The organism is Streptomyces sp. BV286 (genome assembly GCF_019090165.1).
Lineage (GTDB): Bacteria > Actinomycetota > Actinomycetes > Streptomycetales > Streptomycetaceae > Streptomyces.
Genome location: NZ_JAHRIB010000168.1, coordinates 1 through 24,648, shown reverse-complemented (window position 1 = coordinate 24,648; position 24,648 = coordinate 1). Strand labels below are relative to the sequence as shown.

Annotated in this window: 21 protein-coding genes and 1 pseudogene; 13 read left to right on the top strand and 9 right to left on the bottom strand. The window is 68.0% G+C overall.

The features are described from left to right. Positions 1–57: 57 nt before the first annotated feature. From KUF83_RS30670 to KUF83_RS30660, 4 genes are all read left to right on the top strand, one after another. Complete coding sequence (locus tag KUF83_RS30670) at positions 58–1,242, top strand: IS701 family transposase (RefSeq protein ID WP_217458249.1); 1,185 nt, start codon at positions 58–60, stop codon at positions 1,240–1,242. 419 nt (positions 1,243–1,661) lie between these two features. Next, positions 1,662–1,787, top strand: a complete 126-nt coding sequence (locus KUF83_RS42675; protein WP_302828564.1) for a hypothetical protein — start codon at positions 1,662–1,664, stop codon at positions 1,785–1,787. A 166-nt stretch (positions 1,788–1,953) separates the two neighbouring features. Continuing rightward, positions 1,954–2,373 carry a hypothetical protein gene (locus KUF83_RS30665; RefSeq protein WP_254644621.1) on the top strand — a complete coding sequence of 140 codons (420 nt, stop codon included), beginning with the start codon at positions 1,954–1,956 and terminating at the stop codon, positions 2,371–2,373. Positions 2,374–2,415: 42 nt separating this feature from the next. Continuing rightward, entirely contained in the window at positions 2,416–3,183 is a 768-nt protein-coding gene (locus KUF83_RS30660) for a transposase (RefSeq protein WP_217458248.1), read from the top strand. Between the two features lie 76 nt (positions 3,184–3,259). On the opposite strand, the gene KUF83_RS30655 is transcribed toward KUF83_RS30660, so the two are convergent. Next, positions 3,260–4,717 (bottom strand): NF041680 family putative transposase, encoded by a 1,458-nt coding sequence (locus KUF83_RS30655; RefSeq protein WP_217458247.1) that lies wholly within the window; start codon positions 4,715–4,717, stop codon positions 3,260–3,262. A 274-nt stretch (positions 4,718–4,991) separates the two neighbouring features. Between KUF83_RS30655 and KUF83_RS30650 the strand changes: the two genes are divergently transcribed. Together KUF83_RS30650 and KUF83_RS43060 are read left to right on the top strand one after the other, a co-directional pair. Continuing rightward, positions 4,992–5,789, top strand: a complete 798-nt coding sequence (locus KUF83_RS30650) for a hypothetical protein (RefSeq protein ID WP_217458246.1) — start codon at positions 4,992–4,994, stop codon at positions 5,787–5,789. An 86-nt stretch (positions 5,790–5,875) separates the two neighbouring features. Beyond that, a pseudogene (locus KUF83_RS43060) lies at positions 5,876–6,146 on the top strand (toxin Doc); the annotation flags it as partial. Between the two features lie 1,266 nt (positions 6,147–7,412). Here the strand turns inward: KUF83_RS43060 and KUF83_RS30640 are convergent. Beyond that, positions 7,413–8,084 (bottom strand): hypothetical protein, encoded by a 672-nt coding sequence (locus KUF83_RS30640; RefSeq protein WP_217458245.1) that lies wholly within the window; start codon positions 8,082–8,084, stop codon positions 7,413–7,415. Next, on the bottom strand, positions 8,084–8,434 hold the full coding sequence (locus KUF83_RS30635) for a PadR family transcriptional regulator (protein ID WP_217458244.1): 351 nt from the start codon (positions 8,432–8,434) through the stop codon (positions 8,084–8,086). The genes KUF83_RS30640 and KUF83_RS30635 overlap by 1 nt, the downstream gene beginning before the upstream one ends. Before the next feature lie 214 nt (positions 8,435–8,648). Between KUF83_RS30635 and KUF83_RS30630 the strand changes: the two genes are divergently transcribed. After that, complete coding sequence (locus tag KUF83_RS30630; RefSeq protein WP_217458243.1) at positions 8,649–9,164, top strand: hypothetical protein; 516 nt, start codon at positions 8,649–8,651, stop codon at positions 9,162–9,164. 224 nt (positions 9,165–9,388) lie between these two features. On the opposite strand, the gene KUF83_RS30625 is transcribed toward KUF83_RS30630, so the two are convergent. The 3 genes from KUF83_RS30625 to KUF83_RS30615 form a co-directional block, all read right to left on the bottom strand. Then, positions 9,389–9,589 (bottom strand): hypothetical protein, encoded by a 201-nt coding sequence (locus KUF83_RS30625; protein ID WP_217458242.1) that lies wholly within the window; start codon positions 9,587–9,589, stop codon positions 9,389–9,391. 153 nt (positions 9,590–9,742) lie between these two features. Next, on the bottom strand, positions 9,743–10,276 hold the full coding sequence (locus tag KUF83_RS30620; protein ID WP_217458241.1) for a hypothetical protein: 534 nt from the start codon (positions 10,274–10,276) through the stop codon (positions 9,743–9,745). Then, positions 10,276–10,902, bottom strand: a complete 627-nt coding sequence (locus KUF83_RS30615; protein WP_254644620.1) for a helicase associated domain-containing protein — start codon at positions 10,900–10,902, stop codon at positions 10,276–10,278. Before KUF83_RS30615 ends, KUF83_RS30620 begins: the two co-directional genes overlap by 1 nt. An 837-nt stretch (positions 10,903–11,739) precedes the next feature. Here KUF83_RS30615 and KUF83_RS42175 point away from each other — a divergent pair. The 3 genes from KUF83_RS42175 to KUF83_RS30600 all read left to right on the top strand — a co-directional run bounded on the left by KUF83_RS42175 (position 11,740) and on the right by KUF83_RS30600 (position 14,127). Next, the gene (locus KUF83_RS42175) at positions 11,740–12,171 is read left to right on the top strand and encodes a hypothetical protein (protein WP_254644619.1); all 432 of its coding nucleotides are present in this window, start codon (positions 11,740–11,742) and stop codon (positions 12,169–12,171) included. Between the two features lie 274 nt (positions 12,172–12,445). Then, entirely contained in the window at positions 12,446–13,411 is a 966-nt protein-coding gene (locus KUF83_RS30605) for a hypothetical protein (RefSeq protein ID WP_254644618.1), read from the top strand. An 11-nt stretch (positions 13,412–13,422) separates the two neighbouring features. Then, complete coding sequence (locus tag KUF83_RS30600; RefSeq protein WP_254644617.1) at positions 13,423–14,127, top strand: hypothetical protein; 705 nt, start codon at positions 13,423–13,425, stop codon at positions 14,125–14,127. On the opposite strand, the gene KUF83_RS30595 is transcribed toward KUF83_RS30600, so the two are convergent. Next, a complete protein-coding gene (locus KUF83_RS30595; protein WP_217458240.1) occupies positions 14,103–14,696 on the bottom strand; it encodes a uridine kinase in 594 nt (197 codons plus the stop codon). The two genes, KUF83_RS30600 and KUF83_RS30595, sit on opposite strands and share 25 nt — an antisense overlap. Before the next feature lie 467 nt (positions 14,697–15,163). Between KUF83_RS30595 and KUF83_RS30590 the strand changes: the two genes are divergently transcribed. From KUF83_RS30590 to KUF83_RS30580, 3 genes are all read left to right on the top strand, one after another. Beyond that, positions 15,164–15,814, top strand: coding sequence for an HAD-IA family hydrolase (locus tag KUF83_RS30590; protein ID WP_308403208.1), 651 nt, complete (start codon positions 15,164–15,166; stop codon positions 15,812–15,814). Between the two features lie 379 nt (positions 15,815–16,193). Beyond that, positions 16,194–20,183: a CHAT domain-containing protein gene (locus tag KUF83_RS42665; protein ID WP_302828563.1), complete on the top strand. Its 3,990-nt coding sequence runs from the start codon at positions 16,194–16,196 to the stop codon at positions 20,181–20,183. Further along, on the top strand, positions 20,180–20,554 hold the full coding sequence (locus tag KUF83_RS30580; protein WP_217458238.1) for a hypothetical protein: 375 nt from the start codon (positions 20,180–20,182) through the stop codon (positions 20,552–20,554). The genes KUF83_RS42665 and KUF83_RS30580 overlap by 4 nt, the downstream gene beginning before the upstream one ends. A 270-nt stretch (positions 20,555–20,824) precedes the next feature. Here the strand turns inward: KUF83_RS30580 and KUF83_RS30575 are convergent, their stop codons facing one another. Continuing rightward, the gene (locus tag KUF83_RS30575; RefSeq protein ID WP_308403207.1) at positions 20,825–21,340 is read right to left on the bottom strand and encodes a hypothetical protein; all 516 of its coding nucleotides are present in this window, start codon (positions 21,338–21,340) and stop codon (positions 20,825–20,827) included. Positions 21,341–21,357: 17 nt separating this feature from the next. After that, a complete protein-coding gene (locus tag KUF83_RS30570; RefSeq protein WP_217458250.1) occupies positions 21,358–23,895 on the bottom strand; it encodes a DEAD/DEAH box helicase in 2,538 nt (845 codons plus the stop codon). Between the last annotated feature and the right edge of the window lie 753 nt (positions 23,896–24,648).

Below are 24,648 nucleotides of genomic sequence, written 5' to 3'. Positions count from 1 at the left end.
CTAGTACTGCAACGGTGCTTGCCGTGACTGCTGGCCAGGTCAGTCGTTGGTGAGGTTATGGGTGGGGACCTTGCTGATGTCAGGTTGTGGGCGAGTGAACTGGACGCTGTGCACGGGCGGTTCGTGCACCGGTTCAGCCGGTCGGAGCCGCGGGATTCGGCGCTCGCATACATGAGGGGATTGGTTGCGCCGCTGGAGCGCAAGAACGGCTGGACGCTGGCGGAGGAGGCCGGGCACGCGGGCCCCGATCGCATCCACCGGTTGCTGAACCGGATCGAGTGGGACGCCGACGAGGTCCTGGACGACGTGCGCGAGTACGTCGTAGAACATCTCGGAGACCGGGATGCCGTCCTGGTCGTCGATGACACCGGCTTCCTCAAGAAGGGCGTCCGTTCGGCCGGCGTGCAAAGGCAGTACTCCGGCACCGCGGGCCGTACCGAGAACTGCCAGGTCGGTGTGTTCCTCGCCTACGCCACTGGGCGCGGGCGCACGCTGATCGACCGCCGCTTGTATCTGCCCACGTCATGGACGGACGACCGGGAGCGGTGCCGACGGGCAGGCATCGACGACAGCGTCGCCTTCGAGACGAAGGTGGCCATGGCCAAGGCGATGGTCCGCCGGGCGATCGCGGAGAAGATTCCGTTCGGGTGGGTGACGGCGGATGCCGCCTATGGCTTCAGCAAGGGCTGGCGCTTCGAGTTGGAGCAGGCGGACGTCTTCCACGTCATGGCCACCACCCGGCACGACACCGTCGTCACCCGCTGGGCCCTCGACCATCCCGTCCATGACTTGTTCCCCGGCCTTGCACGGCAGAAGTGGAAGCGCCGCTCCTGCGGCCAAGGTGCCCATGGACAGCGGATCTACGACTGGGCCCGCGTCGAGGTCCGCCCTTGGCACCGACCCGACCGCCGGCACTGGGTGATCGCCCGCCGCAGCGTCAGCCGCCCGGAGGAGATCTCCTACTACATCGCCTACTGCCCCGCGGAGACCACCCTCGACGACCTGATCCGCATCGCGGGCAGTCGGTGGGCCGTGGAGGAGTGCTTCCAGACCGCGAAGCAGGAATGCGGCCTGGACGACTACCAAGTCCGCCGCTACCCCGGCTGGCACCGCCACATGACCCTGGCCATGGCCGCCCACGCCTGCCTGACCGTCCTGCGGGCCCGCCAGCTGGACACGGACAAAGCAGAAACGGATCCTCCCAGCTCATCCACCTCAGCCTCGCCGAGATCAGACGCCTGATCACCCGCCTCACCGACCGCCGACCCACCCCGGTCGACCACATCCTGCACTGGTCACACTGGCGACGCCGACGCCAGCACCAAGCCCGCACCAGCCACTACAAAAGACGCGGACACAGCCCCTGACAACTGCCCATCAATCAGAACAAGCACCGTTGCAGTACTAGGACCAACGGATGTCTCAAGCCGGATGCGTTGAGAGAGGAGAACTGGATCGTCCCGTCACTGCCAAGAACCTGCGCTTCGCCGATGACGTTGAACCGGCCCGCCAGATTGCGGCGTGATGCCCGGGCCTTCCACAAGTGCCGTTTGCGGGTCGGGTGCCGTGCTACCGCCGTCACGGATGCTCGCGCGTGGGCAGATCGCACCGCCACCTGCAGGTTCCGAGGTTGGATCAGGCAACTGCGGTCTCGTATCAGCGTGGTAGCGCACGCAGTGCGCCGCAACCGGTGGGTGCTGTGGAAGTCCTCGCGCAAGGAGCCGCCTTTCAAGGCTGGAGCCCTCGCCGTCTTCCTGCTGTACGCATGGTGGATGACTCGCCACTGAGGTCATCACGCCGAACGACTCGGCCGCCCCCTGTCCAGGGGGCGGCCATCTGCGTGCCTCAGGGGCTGTCCCGTAAGTGATCTTCGAGCCGGTTGGGATCAGAGCCCCGCACATGGGTGATCGAGTCCTGATGGCAGGATGATCGGCCCGACGATCCTGAGGGGCCATGTCCGTGCACACCCCTGCCGACTACCTCGAACTGGCGCATGCCGAGAGCGACAGCGCCGTTCTGCATCGACTCGCGCGGTGTCCGTACCCCTTCGTCTGGCAGGCGCTGGCCGCCAATCCCTCCACGGCGCCTGGCACTCTGCTGGAACTGAGCACGGCCCAAGACAGCGCCTGGAACGACAACAGGCTCCTTCGCCTGCTGGCGGAACATCCGAGCGCGGACCACACCGTGCTGCGAGCCGTCCGTGACGCCGTGGCGGCGAAGCTCGCCGAAGGCGAACGACCCTATGCCGCTGTGCTTGCGCTGGCGGGACGGACGGAAGTGGCGCCGGCAGAAGTGCGAGAACTCGGGACTCTGCGTGGGGCTTCTGCGCGTCTGCGCAGTCAGCTGGACCGGCACTTGGGGCTCTGTACTTGACCCGTGCCCATCCCGGTCGGCTCCAGGTGGAACGATCCTGATGTGACTGCACTGATCACGGCGTCGGCGCCGTCCTGGATAGGCCCTTTCACCGGGCTGAGCCCGCGCTGCTTCGGCAAGCTGGTGACCGCCGTGCGGCGCGAAACCGCTACCGAGCTCCAGCGTGGGCGGCCCTGGGGGCTCCCGCTCGAGGATCGCATCCTGCTTGTCACGGCCTACTGGCGAACGAACTTGACGATGCGCCAGATTGCTCCGTTGTTCGGCATTTCGAAGTCCGCGGCGGACCGGGTCATCGGTCACCTCGGACCGTTGCTCGCGCTGCAGCCGCGCAAGCGGTTCCGCAAGGACACCGTGCTGATCGTGGACGGCACCCTCGTGCCCACCCGCGACCACACGGTTGCCGAGCAGTCGAAGAACTACCGCTATTCCACGGCCCATCAGGTGGTCATCGACGCCGACACTCACCTGGTCGTCGTGGTCGGCCGGCGCCTGCCCGGCAACCGGCACGACTCCCGCGGCTGGGAAGAATCCGGCGCCAAGGCCGCCGTCGGCAGAACGATGACCATCGCCGACGGCGGCTACCAAGGCACCGGTCTGGTCATCCCGCACCGCCGAGGCAAGAGTGAAGAACTCCCGGCCTGGAAAGCGGAACACAACCGCTCCCACAAGCAGGTCCGGGCCCGCGTCGAGCACTCCTTCGCCCGCATGAAGGGCTGGAAAATCCTGCGCGACTGCCGCCTCAAAGGCGACGGCGTCCATCACGCCATGCTCGGCATCGCCCGACTGCACAACCTCGCCCTCGCCGGATAGGCGAAGGGGCGGCACCCCGACCGAGCCCGCCGCCACCGACCCCAAGATCGTTACGGGACAAGCCTTAGCTTGATCTTTAACCCGTGCGGCGGGGTCGTGGGGTGGTTGACTTCTTCGTTCGCTGCTTCGCCGATGGTGTTTTGCGGGGTGTGTGCACGTCGTGGCGGGGTGTGGGCCGGGTGTTCTTTCGGCCCGGTGGCCGTCCGGGGCCGGGGCGGGAGTGTTTCGGTGCTTGGGCCGGACAGGCGGCTTGTGGGCGGATGTGCCGAAAGTCGCGGCGGACTCGGGCCGGGGTGAGCCTGTCCGGCGAGGTTGGTCTCTCCCAGGGCCGACGCAGGTCGGCTGCCAGCGGGCGGGCGAGGCGCAGTTGGGTGTAGGCGGCGAGGATCAGCCAGGTCCACCGGTCTGCCGCCTCGGGGGTGCGGATCTTCGGGGAGGTCCAGCCGAGGGTCTGTTTGAACAGGCGGAAGGTGTGCTCGATGTCGAAGCGTCGCAGGTATGCCTGCCAGAGACGGTCGGCGTCCGCCGGTGTGGCATCGGTGCCGGACCACCACAGCCAGACCGGCTTGGGGGTTGCTCCGCTGGGCAGGTGGTCGATGTCCAGGCGGATCACTGTTCCCTCGACGATCGGGAGGGTGCCGTCGGCGGCTGCCCAGGAGGAGCGGTGGGTCAGCTTGGGGTGGAGCCGGTTCCATGAGCGGGCCGTGGCTTGGCCGTAGAGGCGCGTGTCGGTGGCGGTTTCGGTGTCCGGGGTGCCCCAGGTGTCGGGCTGCCCGAAGACGAACTCGACGCCGTGCCGGGGCGGTCGGCCCTGGGTGTGCGGCAGCCTGGGTGGGACAGCCCTGCGCAGGACTCGGTCGGATCGCATCCGGGCCAGCACCTGCACGGGCAGGTCTTTGAGGAGGAAGCCGAGTCGGGGCGCGTCGTGTCCGGCGTCCGCGACAATGAGGATGTCAGGGTCACCCCTCTGCCATTGCCCCGCGGTGATCAGTCGCTGAAGCAGCTCGCGCAGCTGCCGGGCGGTGACGGTGGCGGTGTCGTCCCCGGGGGCCAGACGCAGAGCGTCCAGCGGTGCGGTCCATGAGCTGCGGCCCGGCTCGAGCGCGCAGACGATCGAGTAGGGCCAGCCGGGGACGGGGATGTGCTGGTCCTTGCCTCGGCCGTAGGTGTGGCACAGGATCCGCTGTGGTGAGGTGTGGGCGTCGGGCCGCAGCCAGCAGGTGACGTCGACGGCCAGGACGAGGCGGCCGTCGGCAGAGCGTGGCAGTGGGACTTCGGCCAGTGCCCGCCGCAGCCGGCCGGCATCGATGCGCCCACGGGCCACAGCCGCGTAGAGCCCTCCATGGCCGCGGCGGTATTCACCCACCAGCGACAGCTCGGCCAGCGACCTCACCGGCCCGTCCCCGCACAGAACGGCATCGGCCAGCTTGAACAACGCGTCCGAACGAGCGGTCAGACAGGCGTAGAACTCGCCCCGGAAGCATGACAGTTGCGCCAATGCATCCGATCGGGCGTCGTGATGCAGCAGACTCATCCTCACGGCCTTCGTGCTGAATGTGTGTGTTCCTTGGTCGGAGCACATGTTCAGCCGAAGGCCGCTTCCGTGTACGGCAGTTACCGAACCGGGTGATCAAGTTCGACGCACCATTCGACGCCGGACGTTAAAGATCAAGTTAGCCGGTGGACCGCGTACAGGGCGGAGTAGAGCTGTGGGGCTGCTGTTGGAGAGTTGGCGGAACAGCAGTCGTGACAGCGGAGTTGGCCGTTTAGGTGGACGGGTTCGGTTTTGACAGCCACGCTGATCAGCTATGGCTGATGACAACTCAGCGGCTGACTCAAGAGCCGAGCTTTCTGCGCGGGGACGTCGCCTGATGTACCTCGGGTCCATAGCCCTTTGCCTCGTCGGGACGTGGGGCTTCGCGGACGCCCTCAATAGGAGCGATGGACGGATCCAACTCATGGCCGTGTCCGCCCTCTTCGTGGGCGCCGGCGTACTAGGAACGTATGTAACGTCCCTACCTGCGGGCACTGAGGCCGTAAGTCGTCAGCGCGTTCGGGACGCCGAAGCAGTTTTTGAGGAGGCGCTGCGTTCGGGGCTGATCACTACACGATCGCAGGACGCACAAGATGCCGAGCCGGTGCAGAGGGTTCGGGGTGAGGGCTTAGCACTGCCGGAGTTGTGGGCGGTGACGCATACCCGTCTTGATCTCTACCACGAAGTCGCGCTTGGGCAGGCGCGGCGGTCGTTTCGCAATGCTCAGGTGGCGATGGGGCTCGGCTTCGCGTTGCTGGCGGTGTTCGCGATGGTTGCCCTATACGCGAGTACAACAGCGGGCGCAGTAGTGGCTGGCAGTCTGGGGGCGGTGTCGGCTGCCTTGTCTGGATACGTGAGTCGGACGTTTGTGTCATCGCAGCGGGCTGCAGCCTCTCATCTGCGGGCCTACTTCGACCAGCCGTTGGAGTTCTCTCGATACCTGGCTGCTGAGCGCATCATCGCGGAGTCCGGGCTGAGTGAGGAGCAGCGTGCGGAGGTAGTGGCTGCGTTCGTTCAAGCCATGGTTGCAGGTCCGCCTACGACCGCTCTAGGTGGAACAAGTTCCACCTAGAGCGAATGCCTGAGCGGAACATCGAGTTCGGCAAGTACGGTGCCCACGGCATCAAAGGCCACCAAGCCGTCGCCCGCCAGCTGGACGCCCGCCACCGGGTCAACACCCCCCCAGGTCGGCGTCGCCGTCGACAACGCCTGGCGTGCGGCGGCCCTGATGCACGCCATCATCCGGCTGCGACCCCTCCCGGCCCGCAACGCCCTGTACGGCGCGGCGATCGTCACGGCGTACATGAACGCGGCGGGCGAGACCGTGGACCCGCCGTACGGCGCGCTGATCGACCTTGCCCGCGACATCGACACTGGCCGTGCCGACGGGTACGACGCGGCCGACCGCATCCGCTCCTGGCGGATCTGACCTCACCCCCGTGTGCCTGGCTGATCCCTCCGGGCCGTGACGAGAGCGTGCCACCGCCGGCGGGCGGCAGGTTCGCCGTCGACCCACCGTGCGGTCAATGCCACCCCAGTTGGCAGACCGGCCATGAAGTGGGCGATGTCGCGGTAGTAGGGGTAGTCGCTGCCGCGGGTGTTCTCCTACAGGCGGGCGATCGCGGCGGCCACCTGGGCGTCGGTGCTGCGGACGGCGTGGTGGAAGGCGAGGGCGAGTTCATCGTCGGCGACCACGGGGTCGGTGAAGGCGAGGGCGAAGGCGCGCTGTGCCTGGCTGGTGGCCCGTTCGCCGACAGCAGCAGCCGGGCCAGATCGTGCTGATTGCCCCGGACCGTGTTCGTCTCCGGGGCGTAGCCGTGCGGATTTTCGGTGTCGCTCTTCTTGGGCATCGCCTGCTCCTCGTCCACGCGCTGGTGTGTCGAGTGTGCCGGGAATGAGTGGCGCGAGTGAAACCACGAAGGCACAGCGCCTGCACGCGCGCAGGTGTGGGCGGCAACCGGGCAGGGGATAACCCAACGGCGCTTGCCATGCGGCCAGTTGACGGCGAAGGCAGGAGGAGGCCGAGCGAAGGGTGACGACATGCCGAGACGCGATTTGGCCCCAACGAAGACGGTCATCTGCCCCGAGTGCGGTGTATTGGCGAAGGCGAGCCTGCGTAACGGTCACCTTTACGAACACCTCACGCCGGATCGCCCGGGCGTCTGCCCGAAATCCGGGCAAGTGGTGGTGACCGGCAAAGAGCTGACGAACAGCTACGAGTGCGCGTGCGGCACCTGGGCCCGGATCACCCACAAGGACACCCTCGCCCAGCATCTCATGCCGGAGGGGGAGCGCTGCCCGCTGTCCGGAGAGCCGATAGGGACTCCGGCCACTTCCCGCCCCATCGTGAATGGCCTGCTGCGCATGGTGCCTCCCGCGCCGGCCCAGGGGTGGCGGGCAGAGTCGGCCCCCAGCAACGGCGGTTCGAGCGTGTACGCAATCCCGGCTGGCCTGCCTGGCCACGGCCGAAGGCGCCGCTGACCGCCTACTGGCCGTCACTCCAGCTGACGGACCCGCGCGCCCGTCGGTCAGCTGTCCCTCGCCTGCTCGGCGAATAGGCCCCTACGGCGCTTGATCGTCCCGGACATCGGCTTGCCCGGCCCGAGACGTCGAAGCGTCCCGCCTTCGGCGTTGCTGCCGCCGTAGACGGGACGTGTTGTGGAGCTACGCCGCGGCCTTCCGAACCGCGGCCCTTTTATCGCTTGGTGCGGCCGACGCGGGTCACCCTCCATGCGATGGCCGCTGACAGACAGACGATGGACAACACACCTACGACCGCTAGGAACGCGGCGGTACCGGTCTCCCCGCTCGGATTCTCATTCGTCACAAACCGGTACAGCGCGGGCCCGTTCAGACCGGCGAGAGCAGAAATGACAGCTGCCCCTATCCCGATACGGCGGCGCCGCCTCGTCATTGCTACTTTCGGGTGCGAGGGTGCCGGACGGGTGCGTGCTGGTTGGGCGGGCGAGAGTTCGAGCGCGCGAGCGGTGCGGGACGCGCCGCCGAAGGCCAGGGCCGAGGAGAAGGCCATCCCGGCGCAGAAGCGGCGGAGAGTTCCGCGTTCGTCGTCTTCGAGGACGTCCCACAAGTCGGCCTTCAGCGGGCCATGCAGCTCAGCCCACGCTGCGGGCGACACAGTGAGCCGGGCGAGCCACAGCACTACGAACGGCAGACGTAGTGTCATGAAACGCGCCCCGGGCCTGAGCTTGCGCAGGAGTGCCAGGATCGCCTCGTAGGCGAGGGCGGCGATGGCCGCAGCGATCAGGGCAGTCCGCCAGCCGACTAAATCTTCTCCGAGGAACGTGCCGGTCGTGCCGTGAGTTGCTGCCATCAGCGTTGAACCGCCGATGAACGTGCCGACGCTCATCACGGGCCTCCGGTGCTGTTGGCCGTGCCGGAGTTCGGTTTCCAGGCCAGCCGGCTCTGAGTCGGGCTGATCTCCGCGCTGAACCGGGCGAGTTCGAGGCGGGCAGCCTGTGCCTGCTCGCCGGTGATCGTGTAGTAGCGGCGAGCAGGCCGGCCCACGGTGCTGGGGTCGACGTCCTCGTCATGGGCATCGATCCATCCGGCCTTGGACAGGCGGATGAGGATCGGGTACAGGGTGCCGCTCGACATGTGCAGCGACTTCATCAGCTCCATGCCGAAGTGCGGGGACCCTGCGTCTTCCGTGAACACCCGCAGTACGCGGGCGACATTGCGCGTGATCTGAACATCCATGCCTCCATGCTACCCTAGTTCGTAACCCGACATAGCTGTGAGCTGCTTTTTCGTGAACCGACATAGGGTCAATGACCGCACTGCCTCTGGTATCCCCGCTCGCCACCGGCCGCCCCGGACCCGCCGCTCCCGGCTGTGTGAAGACCGCGCCGCGTCCGACCAGGACCACGACCGAGATCCCGCGCCGGGGGAGGCGTTGAGTACGCTCCGCGGCGTGGACTTGAAGTGGACCGTCACCGCAGTACTTCCAGTCATCACGCTGATCCTCGGCGCATGGCTGAACCAACGAAGTGAAGAGCGTCGAGAGACAGCAGCACTCCGTCGTGAGGAACGGCTCCGCCAGCTGGAGCGAGACCACGTACGGCTGGAACGCCGGGAGTCGTTCGAACTGACTCACCTCGAAGAGGTCTACGACGTACTCCGCAAGGCGAACACGGCGGCACTCATGTTTCGCGTGATGCGCACATCAGGAGACTCGCCAGAGGCGCCCGGTAGGGAACTGTCTGAGGTAAATCGCCAGCTCGCCAGCCTGACAAAGCTCGTCCTTGACAACGACATCCGGCGCAAGGTGCTCCAGGCGAGTGCCGACGCCAACGGCATGGCCATCGACCCGGCTCCTCCTTCAGCCACCCTCGATTCGACGGTGAAGGCTCAGGTGAGTCTGGGAGAGGCTCAGGACGCGATCGCCACGCGCCTCAGGGAAATCTACGGGCCGCGCCCCGGCCTGTAGCTACGCTCGTGATCCTTTGCTGCGGGGCAGGACCGTAGAACACGGCACGCAGCCCTCTGATCGCCTCCCGGACCTCGTCTTCGTCCTCAGTACCTGTTTCTGAACTCTGAATCAGCAGGTCAAGGCTCGCTAGCCCGAGTTGGGGGCTTTGCGCAGACGTTCGGGGAACGGTCACCGTGGCCGTTCCCCGAACGGAAGTCGTAAGGCTTTGGGACGGGTGTGGCTCAGTCGAGGTACGCGAACTTGTCCGGGTCGATCTGAGTCAGCTTGGTGACCTTGATCAGCGTCCGGCCATCGTTCCGGTCGCGACCGATGGCTGCGAGGGCCTCCCCCTCCGTGGCAGCGCCGACGGCCCCGGACTCGGTCGTCACCAATTCGCCCGCCCGGAAGTGGGCTTCGTAAGCGAATGACCAGATCTTCGTCACGGGTCTTCTCCTGAACTCGGAACCTCCGCCGTGCCGAATTCACCACGAGAGAGGAGCTTGATCGATCTCAAGGAGATAGCCATCTCCTTGGCCCTCAGTCCGTCTGCGACCAGGCCGCTGAGCCCGCATGTTCCCGGGGTTCAGAAGCAGCATTCAGCGGGGGGTGAAGGTGTCGACCGTCAGGGCGCCGTCGACGTTCATGCGGACCCGGTCGGCGAGCTGGGCAAGAACCTGCTCCGGCTCAAGACCGGTACGGGCGGCAATCGCGCGTAGTCGGCGGCTCACATCGGCAGACAGCCACACCTGCGCCTTCAGCTCATCCCGCGCATCCTGCCGCTCCCTCTGCCACGCGGCACGACGCGCGAGAGCACCCTCCCGCTGCGCATCGCGCTCCCGCGCCCACGCACTGCCCTGCACGTCCTGCTCCGGGCTGTAGGCGGGCCAGCCGTGGTCGTCCATCAGGGCTGCGATGCGGCGCCATTCGGCATGCCGCGCCACCCACTGCTCCGCGAGGTCCTCCGGGTCACCGTCGTACGGGCCGCGGTCGACGGCGGGGGAGCCCAGCTGCTGGCGGGTCTCCCGCTCCCGCCGCTCCGCTTCCGTGACCTTGTCCGCGACCTGCGCCGCGCTCAGCCCTTCGCACTGGCGCCGGACCGTAGCCCTGGCCACATCCACGGCACTCCACATCACGCGCTTCCCTCCTGCGCCGCCCACTGCAGACCGAAGCCGGCCAACTGCCCACGGCGTTCCGGGCTCAATCTCCCGACCCTTTTTCGGGTGTTGTCCAGGAACGCCCCGAGCTTGATCAACTCCCCATTCACGTTTTCGACGTGCTTGCGGGCCGGCCGCAGGTGGCCCTCGCGTGCGTGGAACTGGCGGGCAGCGGCGAGGTTGGTGTTCCACCGCTCCTCCTGCGACCGCAGCACCGGCCCGACCGCCTCGCCTTCAGCCGCGGGTTCGATGCCGAGGGTCTCCAGCAGGTACTGCTGCGCGGGCATCAGCCTGTCCCAGCCCACCCGCTGCGCGCCGGCCCAGGCTCCGAGGTCCTCGCCCTGGACGACCAGCTCGCCCACCCCGGTCGGAAAGACGCCGCCGGCCTTCACGTGGGCGAGGGCGAGCCGGTAACTGCGCTGCCAAGAAACGTCCCACGCCGGGGCCCACCCTGGATCGATCTCCGCCAAGGCCTCCTGCCGTGCCTCTGACAGCTCTCCGGCGTAGGAGACGCCCTCTTCTCCGGCCGCGCGCCGCGCGGCATTCTCCGCCGTCTTGCGAGCCGCCGCGCGCTGGTTCTTCGCCCACACCCCGATAGCCATCGAGCCGGCACCGCCCCCAACAGCACCGTCGCCGCTGCCCCACACGGCACCGGTAGGCGGGAGGAAATGCCCGTGGACGGCCGCGTACGAGCGGGCTACCTCTGAGCCGAAGCTCAGGAGTTGTCACCAGCGGGACCGGCTGAGCTGGTGAATGGGGACGACCGAGGCAGCCTTGTTGTCACACACGAGGCATCCGACTTGTCACAGGCGCTCATTCGGCAGTCTTTCTGTCACCAGAAAGATCTGTCGGGCTGTGCAGCGGAACTGGGAACTGCAAGTTCGGCTCGGGACCTACGCTGGCGCTACCTTCCACCTTGTCTAGGAGTAGCGTGCCGCCTGCCTTCGTTCACCGGATCACGAAGTACGACCCCGCCGACCGTGACGAGCACGGCAGCTACCGGGGTGCGGAGGAGGCAGTCAGTGACCACGGGCCAGTCGAGGCCGCGTATCTGGAGGCGATCTCCGCGTTCGCGGAAGCTGCGGGCATTGACCGGCTGCAGATTCGTGAGCCCTCCGTCACCGGGCTCGTCCACTTCGGTGCCCAGCCGGCGGTGGAGGGGCACGGTCTTAGCGGTCTCTTCCCGGCTGACCTCACCGGTTACCACGACGGAGCCGAGGTCTCCTTGGCGGTGGCCCTGGAGCTGATCCGCGTCATGCTCCGTGAGCAGGGCGCCTGGTGTCGGCTGGAGGTGGGAGACGTCTTTACCGTGCACGTCGGATGGGACCAGTACGTGTACGTGGGCAGCGACACCCTGCACGGACGCCGTGGCCCGTACGGGGCAACTCGGCCTCTTCGCGGAACCGCTGGTGGCTTCCCCCTACGCCGCGGAACCAGAGGTGACAGAAGCCGCCGACGAAGGCTTCTGGGCGTCGGTACGCACCGAGCTGGCGACGCGACAAGGCCTGCTCCTGGAGGAAACCCACATCGTCAACGCCACACGCTGGCACCGTCTCACCACGGAAAACCTCAACACGGTGCGCGCCGGTCTCGGCCCGCGCGCCCTGCTGACCGTCTGGCCCGACCTGCAACCCGACGTCGGCGCGGTCCTGACCGCACTGCCGTCCGAATGGCACATCGAGTTCGTCTGGGAGACGAAGGACGGAACGATCAGAGACGTGACCGTCGATGAGACCCAGTACCAGGAGCTCGCTGCCCTGGTAGCCGACGCGCGAGCGGCCTGCGCCCTGTCCCTCTACACCGACGAACGCAGTCCACTGCTCCAAGCCGTTCTACCCGACAGTGACGGCGTGCTGCGCGCACGATGGTGACCCGAGTCATGAGCCGAAGCTCGTTACGGCACCGGCTGAGCTGGCGAATGGGGATGGTCGAGTCAGCCTGGGTGTCACACACGAGGCGTCCGACTTGTTCCAGGCGTTCATTCAGCAGTCTTTCTGTCACCAGAAACGAAGATCGGGAGCCTGAGGTTCTCCACGGCGCTTCCACGGGCCCATGGCCGCTACACGTGCTGGGGCGGGAAGGGTAGTCGAAGCTGCTGACGCCGGGTCCGTCTGGTCGCATCAGTGCAGTTGGGAGGATCTTTTCGTGTCGACGGACGTCGATGCGGGCAGGTCCGGCCTGGATCTGGGTGACAGCTGGACGAGACGGTGGGCGGTCTCGTGGCGGGCCGGTGGGGACGATGCGTCGTGCTCGGTGCACGATCTCGTACAGGAGCCGGTGCTCACGAGCGACCCGATGCGGCACTTCACCTGGTGCCGGGACCAGAAGCACCGTCCTGGCCTGCAGTTCCTGACCAGTACCGGCCGGCACCACGGCGCTGAGAGCCTGGAGGAGAGCCGGGTGCTGCTGGCCCTGGACTTCGCGGGCGACGTGGTCGACGTCGTCTCGCAGCCGCTGAAGATCTCCTTCGCCACCTGCGGGAAGCGTCGCGCCCACACCCCTGACTACCTCGCGGTGACCCGCCGCGGCGTCTGGCTGATCGACGTACGCCCCGAGCCTTTGATCAAGGAGTCGGACCGGGAGTCCTTCGCCGCGGCCGCCGAGGTCGCCGTCGCCTGCGGCTGGCGCTACGTGGTGGCCGCCCGCTGGCGCGAGCACGCCTTCGCAGGACTGGACGCGATGGCGTCGCGGCGCCGGCTGAGGTTCGGTGAGCTCGCGGCGGCGAACGGGCTGCGAGCCGGTCGCCCGGGCCCAGCTGCTGCACCTGCTGTGGTCCCGGCGGCTGGGCGTCGACCTGGCCGCCCCGCTTGGGGACCGCTCTCTCGTGATGCCCGCCGGGGAGGTGGGCCGGTGACCGCGGCGGCAGTGCTGGACCTTTCCCCCGGCGCGGGGCTGGTGCTGGACGGGACGGAGTGGACGGTCGAGCGGCGCGAACCGCACCTGGGCCGGGTGCAGTTGGTGAAGGACGACGGCATCCGCGAGCGGATGACCTTCAGGTTCCTGGCCAACCATCCGCAGTGCCGACCGTCGTCGCGGACGGCGGCGGCGGGGGCCGACCGGGGCCGCCAGCGCAAGGCGTCCGAGGACCTGAAGGCTGGCGGCTGGAGCTGACCGAGCTGCGGATGGCCCACCTGCTGGAAGTGGCGACCGGGTTCCGCCCCGGTGACCCTTTCCACCCGGGCCCGGGTGAGCCGAGAGCCGAGTACGACCCGGCGAGGAGGACGCTCACCGAGCGCCGGTACGCGAAGGTGGCGGAGCTCGCGGCTCTGGATCCGCAGCACGCGAAGCTGCTCGGTTTGGGCTCGGTTGGCTACCGCACGCTGATCCGGTGGGAGAACGCCCGCCGCCGGTTCGGGCTGGTGGGCTGCGCGGACGACCGGTGGCTGCGCCGGAGCGGCGGAACACGCACGGTTTCCGAGCCGGTGCGGGAGGCGGTCCTAGCGGTCCGCGAGGAGACGAAGCGGATGGCGAAGGTGTCGATGCGGACCAAGGACCGCATGATCCGCCAGTACGTCCGCGAGGAGTTCGGGCCCGAGACGAAGGTGCCCAGCTACGACACCCTGCGCCGGCTCTGGCAGGAGTGGTTTGGCCCCGGCGGCGCCCGGCAGCGCTACGCGCGGTCGGCCGATCTGCCGGAGTCGGAGGGGCACGTCCTGGTGCACCGGCAGCGGCCCGACCCGCGCATATGGCGCGAGGGGCGCGTCTGTACCCCGCTGCATGACGACGAGGGAGGGGCCCGTGCCGGTTCCGTCAACGCGGCACGGACCCCGGCGCCAAACTACCCGCCCCCGGCCGGGAGTGGTCAGTGCCCGGTGACCACGAGGTGAGCCCGTTTCTCGGGGCGGGTGGCGGCCAGGTAGTGCTCTTCTGCCAGACGCCAGCGAGACTCCCAGTCGATGGGGCCGTGGTCGTCGCCGCGCTCTCGGAGACGGCGCAAGGATTTCTTACGCGGGGTGTCGACGTAGACAAGCAGGTCGTAGTAGTCGGCAAGCTCGGGTCGGGCCGTGTAGACGCCCTCCACGACAACAATGCTGGAGGCGGAGACTCTGTGGAGTTCGCCCGGGGCCAGGTCGCCCGTGATCCAGTCGTAGCGCCGGTAGACAGCATCGCGGCCGGTTGTGAGCGGAAGGAGTACTTCCTCGCGCAGCCGCTGCCAGTCGAAGTAACGGTGGTAGCCCTCCTCGGGATCCAGATGGGCACGCTCCTTGGCATCCATGGGGCGGTAGAAGTCGTCACCATGCACCACCGCGGCGCCACGCAACTCCACGAGGGTCATCGCCAAGGTCGTTTTACCGGAGCCACCCATACCGTCGATCGCGACCAACGCAACGCCGCTGCGGCTTCGAGCATCGATGGCAGCGGCCACCTGTTCAGCACTGACCGGGAGCATCATCATGGCCGCATTCTGTTCACAGCAGGCAGCCCGACAGAGGAGCAGGGGCTCCCGCGTCTCCGACCGTTGAGGTCGAAATACCTGACCACCCCCTCGGCGTCCGGTCCACCGTTGGATGAACAGGTGCTGCCCATTCCCGTGGACAAAGCCACCTCTCCGACAACGCGCTACCGGAAGACGGCCGTCACTGCCCAACGTGCCGCACCGACCTCCAGCAGCAGCCCATGATGCTGCGCCAGGCCCTGTTCGGGGAGCGCCCGGGCAGCCGGTATCGGACCATCACCCGGTCAAGGGGGACCTCATGCTGCTCTGGCACGGCCCGTGGGGGACCGGGGCGTGGATCGAGCCGTGTCCGGCCTGCGACGCCGACCGGCCCGTCGCCTGAGCGCTCAGCTGGCACCGTCACCCGACCGTGAACCCGCAATTCGGTCACCCGCCCTGAGATCGTGGCCGCCATGACATTTGCTGCTGTGCTGCTCGACGTCGACGGTGTTCTGCTCGATTCGGCTTCCGCTCATCAACGCATCTGGAATGCCTGGGCAGATCTGCGGGGCCTGGACGCGGGGACGGTGTGCGGGCGGACATTCGGCCAGCGTCCGGAGGACACGGTCCGGGACGTCGCCCCTGATCTGGACCCCGCGGCAGAGCGGGAAGTCCTCAACGCCCTGATGCGCCGGGAGGGGGATGCCTTCCCGCCCATGGAAGGCGCCCGTCCTCTTCTCCGTGCCCTGCGGCCTGGGGCATGGGCGATCGTGACATCCGGCAGCCGTCTGCCGGTTCATGAGCGGTTCGAACGGGCCGGTCTTCCCCTTCCTGAGGTTCAGATCTACGGCGAGGACGTCCTTTATGCCAAGCCTCACCCGGCCGCCTACCAACTGGCGGCAACGCGGCTGGGGATCGCGGCCGACCGCTGCGTCGTCGTCGAGGACGCCCCCGCAGGGATCGCCGCTGGCAAGGCGGCCGGCTGCACCGTCATCGCTATCACCAGCACCCATAAGGCCACACAACTGCCCGGAGCGGACGCCTACGTTCCCTTCCTCGCAGAACTGAGGGACCACCTCGCGTCTCTGGTCTCGAGCGGTCTATCCGCCGGGGACACATCCGCCCCATCGGCTTGCTGATCGGCAGCGACGGGCATGGTGGCGAGCTGGGCGTCGTGGGCTACCAGTTCCCCGATGCGGTTGACCCGCGCCAGCGGCAGAGCTGACTGGTTGTCGAAGGGTCCGCCGCTGTTCGCAGGGGGCGTTGTCCTTCCGCTGGCAGGCGTTGACTGCAGATGATGCCGTCGGGTGGGCGTGATGGCTCGGTCGGGCGGCGGCCCGACCCTCCGGTTGGTGGACGAGGCATCAACCGCGGAACGGACCGCATCGGATGGGTGACCGCCATACGGGCCCTCGATGGCGTTCCGCAACGATAAGATGACGCATGGTTACTGGGCTGGTTGTGGACGCCACCTCGTTTGAACTGGTCGTTGACGACCGGCAGGTCGGTTCCCGTCGGATGTTGCAGGCCAGGGACGTTGACCTGCTCAAGGCCGTCGCCGGCCGGTATGTGGATGCGGTGCGTTACGGCTCCAAGGAGCAGGCGCTGCTCGCGGTGGGACGCGAGTTGTATCGGTGGCTCGACGGTGATCTCGGCCAGTTGACGCGGCTGCTCGATGAGGCGTCGGCGCCGATGGTGTTTGAGGTCCGGGCGCCGGCGAGGCCGTCCGCGGCGGCGTGGGCGCTGCTGCGCGCCCCGTACGAGCTGCTGGCCGCCCCCGGGGGCGGGTTCCTCGCCGAGGCGCCGAAGCTGTTCGCCGTGGCGCGCCGGCTCGGTCACCCGAACCCGGCCCCGGCCCTGGACGGGCACCGGCTCGGGGTGGCGTTCATGGCCTCGGCACCCCGGGGCCAGCACGAGCTGGACTTCGAGGCCGAGGAGACGGCCATCCTCCACGCCGTCGGGCAGACGAGCCTTGATCTCGTTGTCGAGGACTCCGGCAATCCCGAGCATCTTGGCCTGCGTCTGTCCGAGCTCGGCGGAATGCCGGTGGTTCATCTGTCGTGTCACGGGCTGCACAACTGGCGCCCGGAGCCTGACGGGCCCGCCACGCCCGTTCTGCTGATGGAAGATGACCTCGGGGGCGGGTGTCCGACGAGCGCGGACGCGCTGGTGAGCCTATTGACTCCTCGGCCGCGGCTGGCCTTCGTGTCGGCCTGTCTGACCGCCACCGGCGCCGACGTGACCGGGCATGTTCCCGCCGGCGCCGGCCACCGCGGCGACCCGGAAGCCGAGCCCGGCGTGACGGTGGCGCACTCGATGGCCACCGGGCTGGTGGCCGCCGGGATTCCCGCCGTCATCGGCTGGGACGGCTCGGTCAGCGACCAGGCCGGTACTCGATTCGCCGAACGCCTGTACCAGCAGCTCAGCCGCCGTGTCGAGGTGGCCGAGGCCGTCGCCGACGCCCGCCGCCACCTGCTGACATGCCCCGATGAACGCCTGCGCGCCGACTGGCACCTGGCGCGGCTGTGGCTGGGACCGGCAGGCGGCGGCCCGCTGGTCGCGGGAAACCTCAAACGCCAGATGGCCCCCCCGCACCAGGCGACCAAGACGTTCCTGGACCGCAAGCACCAACTACCGGTCGCGGCCGCGGACATGTTCGTCGGCCGCCGCCCGGAACTGCAGCACACACTGCGGGCCCTGCGCGGCGGACAGAAGGCCGGGGTCCTGCTCCACGGGCAGGGCCGGTTGGGCAAGTCGAGCCTGGCCGCCCGGATCGCCGACCGTCACCCCCACCGGGCCATCGCGGTCGTATTCGGCGACTACACCCCGACGGCGATCCTCGACGCCATCGCCGACGCCGTCGCCGCCAACCCCGACGCCCGCACCCTCATCGAAAGCAGGCGCGCCGAGGTCCTCCAACAGCCTGACCGCCTCAAACCGCTCCTGACCGATCTACTGGCCAGACCGTGCGCCCAGGAACTCGACGACGTCCGCAAGCCCCTCCTGCTGATCATCGACGATCTCGAACAGATCCTGACCACCAACCCGGAGGGCCCGCACCGGCTCGACCCCGGCCACGCGGCCGTGCTCGCCGACGTGCTCTGTGCGTTCGACCCGGCCATCACCGACAGCCGACTCCTGGTCACCAGCCGCTACACCTTCACCCTCGACGGGCTGGAGGCCCGGCTGGAACCAGTCCAGCTGCAGCCACTGTCAGCGGCGGCTCAGCGCAAGCTCCAACGCCGCCAGCAAGACCTCGCCCCCGCTGAGTACCGAACCCAGCGCGCTGACCTGGCCCAGCGGGCCCTGGACGTCAGCAGCGGCAACCCCGGACTGCAAGACCTCATCGGGCTACGCCTGGTCTACAGCAGCCAAGTCGACCAAGCCCGCGCCGAGGCCGCCGTCACAGACATGGAGACCTACCTCCACCAAGGTGACCTTCCCGCCGACAACTCCGACATCGGCGCCTTCCTGGAGAACCTCGCTCTCGACACCCTCCTCGACCAAGCCGGGCCCACCCACCACGACCTCTTACGGGCCTGCACCCTGTTCACCCTCCCAGTCCCGCAACCCGTCATCGACGTCCTCGCCGCCGCCGTCGGCGGATCAGCATCCCGCCTGTGCGGCCTCGGACTCCTTGACACATTTCCCGACCAGCACCGCCCCGACATCCCGGCCCTGGCCGTCAACGCCCTCGCAGCCGGACGCCTGGCCCCCCTCACCCCCGACGAACGAGCCGCCCTCGCCACCCTGGCCGCCGAACCGCTGTACACCCAATGGGGCGGCGCCACCCCCCAACCCGCCCGCGACAGCGACCTGGACCTGCAGCTGACCCAACTGGCCCTGGCCGCCGACAACCCGACCATCACCGCCACCTGCGCCGCCGCAGCCGTATCCGCCCTGCGGCAAGGCCCGGCCTCCACCGCCGCCGAACTCGGCCACCACGCAATCACCCTCCTCGACCGCCACCACCACGACGTTTCCATCACCCTGCTACGGGCCGTCGCCGACGCGACCGTCACCAGCGGCGACGGCGACCACGCCGACACCCTGCTCCACCGCGCCGTCCAGCAGACCCGGACCAGCGACCGGCAGACCAACCCGGCCGGCCACGCCGCACTCCTCTACGACCACGCCTACCGCCTGATCACCCGGGGCGAGGTCGACCAGGCCGAGGACCTGCTCCACCAGGCCCGCCAACTGTTCACCGACGCCGGTGACACCCACTCGGTCGCGATCACCTGGAGCCAGATCGCCGACATTCTTCAGCGGCGGGGTGAGGTGGAGGAGGCGTTGCGGATTCGTCGCGAGGTCGAATTGCCGGAGTTTGAGCGGATGGGTGACACCCGCGAGGTCGCGGTCACCTGGGGAAAGATCGCCGACGTCCTTCAGCGGCGGGGTGAGGTGGAGGAGGCGTTGCGGATTCGTCGCGAGGTCGAACTGCCGGTGTATGAGCGGATCGGTGACACCCGCGAGGTCGCGGTCACCTGGGGGCAGATCGCGGACATTCTTCAGCGGCGGGGTGAGGTGGAGGAGGCGTTGCGGATTCGTCGCGAGGTCGCCCTGCCGGAGTTTGAGCGGATCGGTGACACCCGCGAGGTCGCGGTCACCTGGGGGCAGATCGCCGACATTCTTCAGCGGCGGGGTGAGGTGGAGGAGGCGTTGCGGATCCGTCGCGAGGTCGAACTGCCGGTGTATGAGCGGATGGGTGACACCCACTCGGTCGCGGTCACCTGGAGCCAGATCGCCGACATTCTTGAGCAGCGGGGTGAGGTGGAGGAGGCGTTGCGGATTCGTCGCGAGGTCGAACTGCCGGCGTTCGAGCGGATGGGTGACACCCGCTCGGTCGCGGTCACCTGGGGGCAGGTCGCCGACATTCTTGAGCAGCGGGGTGAGGTGGAGGAGGCGTTGCGGATTCGTCGCGAGGTCGAACTGCCGGCGTTCGAGCGGATCGGTGACACCCGCGAGGTCGCGATCACCTGGGGGCAGATCGCCAACATTCTTCAGCAGCGGGGTGAGGTGGAGGAGGCGTTGCGGATCCGCCGCGAGGTCACCCTGCCGGCGTTCGAGCGGATCGGTGACACCCGCTCGGCCGCGGTCACCTGGGGGCAGATTGCCGACATTCTTCGGCAGCGGGGTGAGGTGGAGGAGGCCCTCGATCTGCAGCTCAAGCGCTTGGAAGTCAACGAGCAGCTCGGCGACATGGACGGCATCGCGGCAGCCAACTGGAATCTTGCGCAAATCGATCTGAGTCGCCAGGATTTCGCCGCGGCGGCACCGAGGCTGATCACCTCGTTTCAGCTCTTTGTGAAGCTTCAACGGCCGGATGGCATCGCGGTCGTCGGGGCTGTCTTGGGGCAGTTTCTGCTGGCCGCGGGTGAGGGCGAGCGGGCCCAAGAGGTGTTTCAGACGAGCCGAGCCGCTGCCGCCAAGATCGGTCTCACGAACGTTATTGACCAGCTTGATGAGCTACTCAAGCTCACTGAGGACGAAAGAGAGGAATCATGATCATCGAGTTTGTCGGAGCGGATGTCGAAGCCGCCGGGAAGAGTGTCGCCGCGTTGACCTCGAACTGGGGATACCAACCCGAACCAGCTCCGACAGCGGAACCGGCGAATGATCGGGACCCCAAAGGTGTCGATCCCGTCGCGGTGACGTCCCTGCTCGTGTCCATTCCATCGGCCATGCTTGCGGTCGCGGACATCGCCGACCGTATCCACAAACGGCGCCGTGCCAGCGAGCTCATCGAACGCGCCCAACAGCTCGCGGCTCAGCAGGCGGCGGCACGGCTCGTGTGCGAAGACCGCTCCGTCGATCTTGCCACTCTCACCCCCGACCAGCTTCTGGACCTCATCGCCGACGAACCTTCAGCAACCTGACCCCTGGGAACCAGCCCGACGGCCCGGATCCGGGCCGTCGGGCTGGTTCCCAGGACCGCGATAGCCCGCAGGAGAGGGCCGTGTGTCACGGGAATGGAAGCGCCGCCACAACGCCACCCACGCCGAGATCCGCTCGTTCGGCGAGCGGGCCATGCTCACTCTCAAGGACGGACGCCTCCCGCGGGCTCCGCAGCAGCACCAACCGAATCAACAACGTGGTAAAGGCCGTCCTCGTCCTTCACCACGCATCAGCGTGCGGTTGGGAAACGCTCAGCGTGGGGTAAAGGTGTCGACGGTCAGGGTGCCGTCGTCGTCCATGCGGACCTGGTCGGCGAGTTGGGCAAGAACCTGCTCCGGCTCAAGACCGGTACGGGCGGCGATGGCGCGTAGTCGGCGGCTCACATCGGCAGACAGCCACACCTGCGCCTTCAGCTCATCCCGGGCGTCCTGCCGCTCCTTCTCCCATGCGGCACGCCGGGCGAGGGCACCCTTCCGCTGTGCGTCGCGCTCCCGCGCCCACGTACTGCCCTGGACGTCCCGTTCCGGGCTGTAGGCGGGCCAGCCCTGAGCGTCCATCAGAGCGGCGATGCGGCGCCATTCGGCATGCCGCCCCACCCACTGCTCCGCGAGGTCCTCCGGGTCGACGTCGTACGGGCCACGCTCGCTGGCGGGGGAGTCCAGATGCTGGCGGGTCTCCCGCTCACGCCGCTCCGCATCCGCGACCTTGTCCGCGACCTGCTCAACGCTCAGCGCCTCGCCCTGCCGCCGGACCGCAGCGCGGGCCACATCAGCAGCACTCCACATCACGCGCTGCCCTCCTGCGCCGCCCACTGCAGACCGAGGCCGGCCAACTGCGCACGACGCTCCGCACTCAACTTCGCGGCCCTCTTGCGGGTGTTGTCGAGCCATGCCCCGAGCTTGACCGGCTCACCGTCCACCACTTCCAGGTGCTTGCGTGCCGGGCGCAGATGCCCCTCGCGTGCGTGGAACTGGCGAGCCGCAGCCACGTTGGTGTTCCACCGCTCCTCCTGCGACCGCCGCACCGGCCCGACCGTCTCGCCCTCCGCAGGCGGCTCGATGCCGAGGGTCTCCAGCAGGTACTGCTGCGCGGGCATCAGCTTCTCCCACCCCGCCCGCTGCGCCCTGATCCAGGCTCCGAGGTCTTCGCCCTGGACGACCAGCTCGCCCGCCCCGGCCGGAAGCGCGCCGTCGGCCTTCACATGGGCGAGGGCGAGCCGATAACAGCGCTGCCACCCAACCTCCCACGCCACCGGACACCACCCGGGATCAATCTCTGCCAGCGCCTCTTGACGACTCTCAGACAGCTCCCCGGCATACGGGATGCCCGTTTCCCCGGCCGCGCGTCGTGCGGCGTTCTCCGCCGTCTTGCGGGCTGCTGCGCGCTGGTTCTTGGCCCACACCCCGATAGCCATCGCCCCCGCACCACCACTATCACCGCTGCCCCACACCGCACCTACCGGCGGCAGGCAGTGCCCGTGGACGGCCGCGTAGGAGCGGGCGACTTCGAGGCCGGCATCCCACGCCGACGCGTGCACCGACCACACCATCCCCAGCCGCTCCAACCCCGCCACCCGCGAGGCCTCCAACGTCCCGGCCGTGTAGTACCGGCGCTGATCCGCCACCCAGACCCCCAGCGGATGCGAGCCGACCGACCCCCACTCCTCCGGGGTGACGTACGTGAACGGCACCCGCAGCTCCGTGCTGCCGGTCTCGCGCAGCCACCGCGTGGCAGCCTCGATGCCGCGCCGCCAGTAGGCGCCCTCGGGGTCGATGACGCGCAACTGCACGAACCGCGTCAGCGCTGCCGGGTCGCGCTCCTCGCTGAACCGCAGCACCCCCGCCGCCCGCTCCGAGAGCCGCTGCGCCTCCGGGCCGGCGTCGCCCTGGCCGTCGTCCTCACTGTCCGGCAGCCCATCCTCGCCGCGGTCGCCGTCGGCGGCCGGTCGGCTGTTGCGCAGCCGAGGGTCTGCGAGCGCGTCGATCGTCTCCGCATCGTGCGCCCGCAGAGCGCCAAGGATCTTCCCCAAGATCGAATAAGCGTCAGAAGTGAGCAACTCATTCGGATCCTCACCCGGCCCGAGGAACACCGGAACGATCAGTGTGGCGAGTTTCCCGTGATCCGGATTCAACCGCAGAGCACGCCCAACCATCTGAACGATATCGACCATCGAGCCGCGCGCATCCGCAAAAAGCACGGCGTCACATTCGGCGGTATCGACACCTTCACCCAAAATGCGAACCGAAGGAAGAACCCTCAATTCAGCACGCACATTCCGGCCGTCGAATTCTGGACCTCCGAGGAAATCAGAGGCGAACTCATCGAGCACCTGACGCCGGTGCCCAGGTGCGTGTTCGCCGTACAGCCAGTCCGCCCACACCTGGTGTGCAGGCGGGTAGGTGTCCGGGTCGTCCTCGGCGAGCCGGGCCGCGACCGCCGGCACCGACACCGCCATCGCCTCCGCCTCACTGACCCGGCTGTGGAACGACAGCACCCGCCGAAACCGCTCCTCAACCGCCGCCCGCATCAGCCCCGTTTGCACGGCCGCCAGCCGGGCCCCACGCACGGCGTCCGAACCCGTGGCCTCCGTGCTCAGCGCCGCGTACAGGTCGGGATCGCGGATATCGAGGCACAGCACCTGGTAGGGCGCCACGATGCCCCGACCGATCGCCTCAGACAGCGTCAGCTTGTACGCCACCGGACCAAACACCGGCGAACCGTCCTCCATCGACGCCACCAACCGCGGCCGCTCACCCTCCGCCTCCCACACCCGCGCGGTCGCCGTCATATACAGCCGACGCTCCGCAGGAAGCTGCGCCTGGTCATGCACCGCCGCCCACGGCTTCAGACCATCCCCACTCGTCCGGTGCGCCTCGTCCACGACCATCAGGCTCCACACCCCCAAGCCAGCCGCATGCGCACGCTGCAAGATGCCCAGCCCGACCGCCGCATACGTGGCGAACACCGTCACGGTCTCCAGCCCAGACACCCACGCGACCAACTCGTCAGGATCGGTCGTACACGGCAGCCCCTGACTCTCCTCCGCCCGCAGGGAACACACCCCGACCATCGCCCCGGACCTGCCCGCCCGACGCCACGCACCGGCCAGCTGCGTCAGCAGATCCAACGTCGGCACCAACACCAGCACACGCCGGGCAGAAAGCCGATGCGCCGACTCTGCTCCGATCAGGGTTTTACCGGATCCCGTAGCGGCAATTACCTGCGTCCTCAGCCCTTCCGGAGGCATACGCCCTCCGAGCGGCATACCGAGAATGCGAACGACGTTATCGACCGCCTCAACCTGATGCGGACGCAATTCCATCTGAGTCACGAGACCTCACATTCTCGATATTCGGAGAGGCAGTCTCCCCTTAACCCAGATTCCATCCAGGCTCCAAAATGACGAATTCTTTGATTCCGGCAGTGCAGGCGATTTTGCAGCCTCGTAGGAGGGAATGGAACCTAGTCATCATCCCAGAACCAAGCCGCACTTGAAAGTGACGCACCAAGTCTGTACGGAAGTGTCTGAAACCGTCCGGCGGTGACCGGATCTGACAAGAGACCGGGAACTCCGGCCTGCCTACGGTGAATGCGGGCACCCGTACAGCGGGAGGTGTACCCGTGACCCGATCATCAGAAAGGCGCGACCCGCCGGCCTGGACGAAGCCGGGAGCCCGCTGGATGGCCTGGGTGTACTGGCCGATGCTGGTCCTGTGCTTGAGCCTGACGGTGTGGCGAATAGCGGAAGGCTCCATAGGACAGGCTCTCTATCAAGCGCTCCTGAGCGTGCTCTTCGCCAGTCTCCTGATCCGAAACCGGGCGAACCGGCGAGCCAGACACCATTGACCCCCCTGTAGCCAGCCGCTTTTCTGACGCGCCCGGAGGGTGCGTCAGTACCCGGTACGGGACTGCGGAGCAGGCCTGTACCGGGGTTGATCCGGCGTCAGCCGGATCCGTCCGGATCGCGGAGCGACTCCGGACAGGCGGAACGGAGTTCCGCCGCATTGCGCGGAGCGCAATGCCCCATCGCGAAGCGATGGTAACGCCGCGTAGCGGCGTCGCGTCGTGTCTGCGG

Bases quoted from the DNA above. Each gene is read 5' to 3' on its own strand.
- KUF83_RS30635 (WP_217458244.1), bottom strand. From the start codon at position 8,434: ATGGATGTTCAGATCACGCGCAATGTCGCCCGCGTACTGCGGGTGTTC.
- KUF83_RS30595 (WP_217458240.1), bottom strand. From the start codon at position 14,696: ATGATGATGCTCCCGGTCAGTGCTGAACAGGTGGCCGCTGCCATCGAT.
- KUF83_RS30670 (WP_217458249.1), top strand. From the start codon at position 58: ATGGGTGGGGACCTTGCTGATGTCAGGTTGTGGGCGAGTGAACTGGAC.
- KUF83_RS30600 (WP_254644617.1), top strand. From the start codon at position 13,423: ATGGCCCACCTGCTGGAAGTGGCGACCGGGTTCCGCCCCGGTGACCCT.
- KUF83_RS30665 (WP_254644621.1), top strand. From the start codon at position 1,954: ATGTCCGTGCACACCCCTGCCGACTACCTCGAACTGGCGCATGCCGAG.
- KUF83_RS42665 (WP_302828563.1), top strand. From the start codon at position 16,194: ATGTTGCAGGCCAGGGACGTTGACCTGCTCAAGGCCGTCGCCGGCCGG.
- KUF83_RS30655 (WP_217458247.1), bottom strand. From the start codon at position 4,717: ATGAGTCTGCTGCATCACGACGCCCGATCGGATGCATTGGCGCAACTG.
- KUF83_RS30650 (WP_217458246.1), top strand. From the start codon at position 4,992: ATGGCTGATGACAACTCAGCGGCTGACTCAAGAGCCGAGCTTTCTGCG.
- KUF83_RS30580 (WP_217458238.1), top strand. From the start codon at position 20,180: ATGATCATCGAGTTTGTCGGAGCGGATGTCGAAGCCGCCGGGAAGAGT.
- KUF83_RS30640 (WP_217458245.1), bottom strand. From the start codon at position 8,084: ATGAGCGTCGGCACGTTCATCGGCGGTTCAACGCTGATGGCAGCAACT.
- KUF83_RS30615 (WP_254644620.1), bottom strand. From the start codon at position 10,902: ATGGCTATCGGGGTGTGGGCGAAGAACCAGCGCGCGGCGGCTCGCAAG.
- KUF83_RS30620 (WP_217458241.1), bottom strand. From the start codon at position 10,276: ATGTGGAGTGCCGTGGATGTGGCCAGGGCTACGGTCCGGCGCCAGTGC.
- KUF83_RS30570 (WP_217458250.1), bottom strand. From the start codon at position 23,895: ATGGAATTGCGTCCGCATCAGGTTGAGGCGGTCGATAACGTCGTTCGC.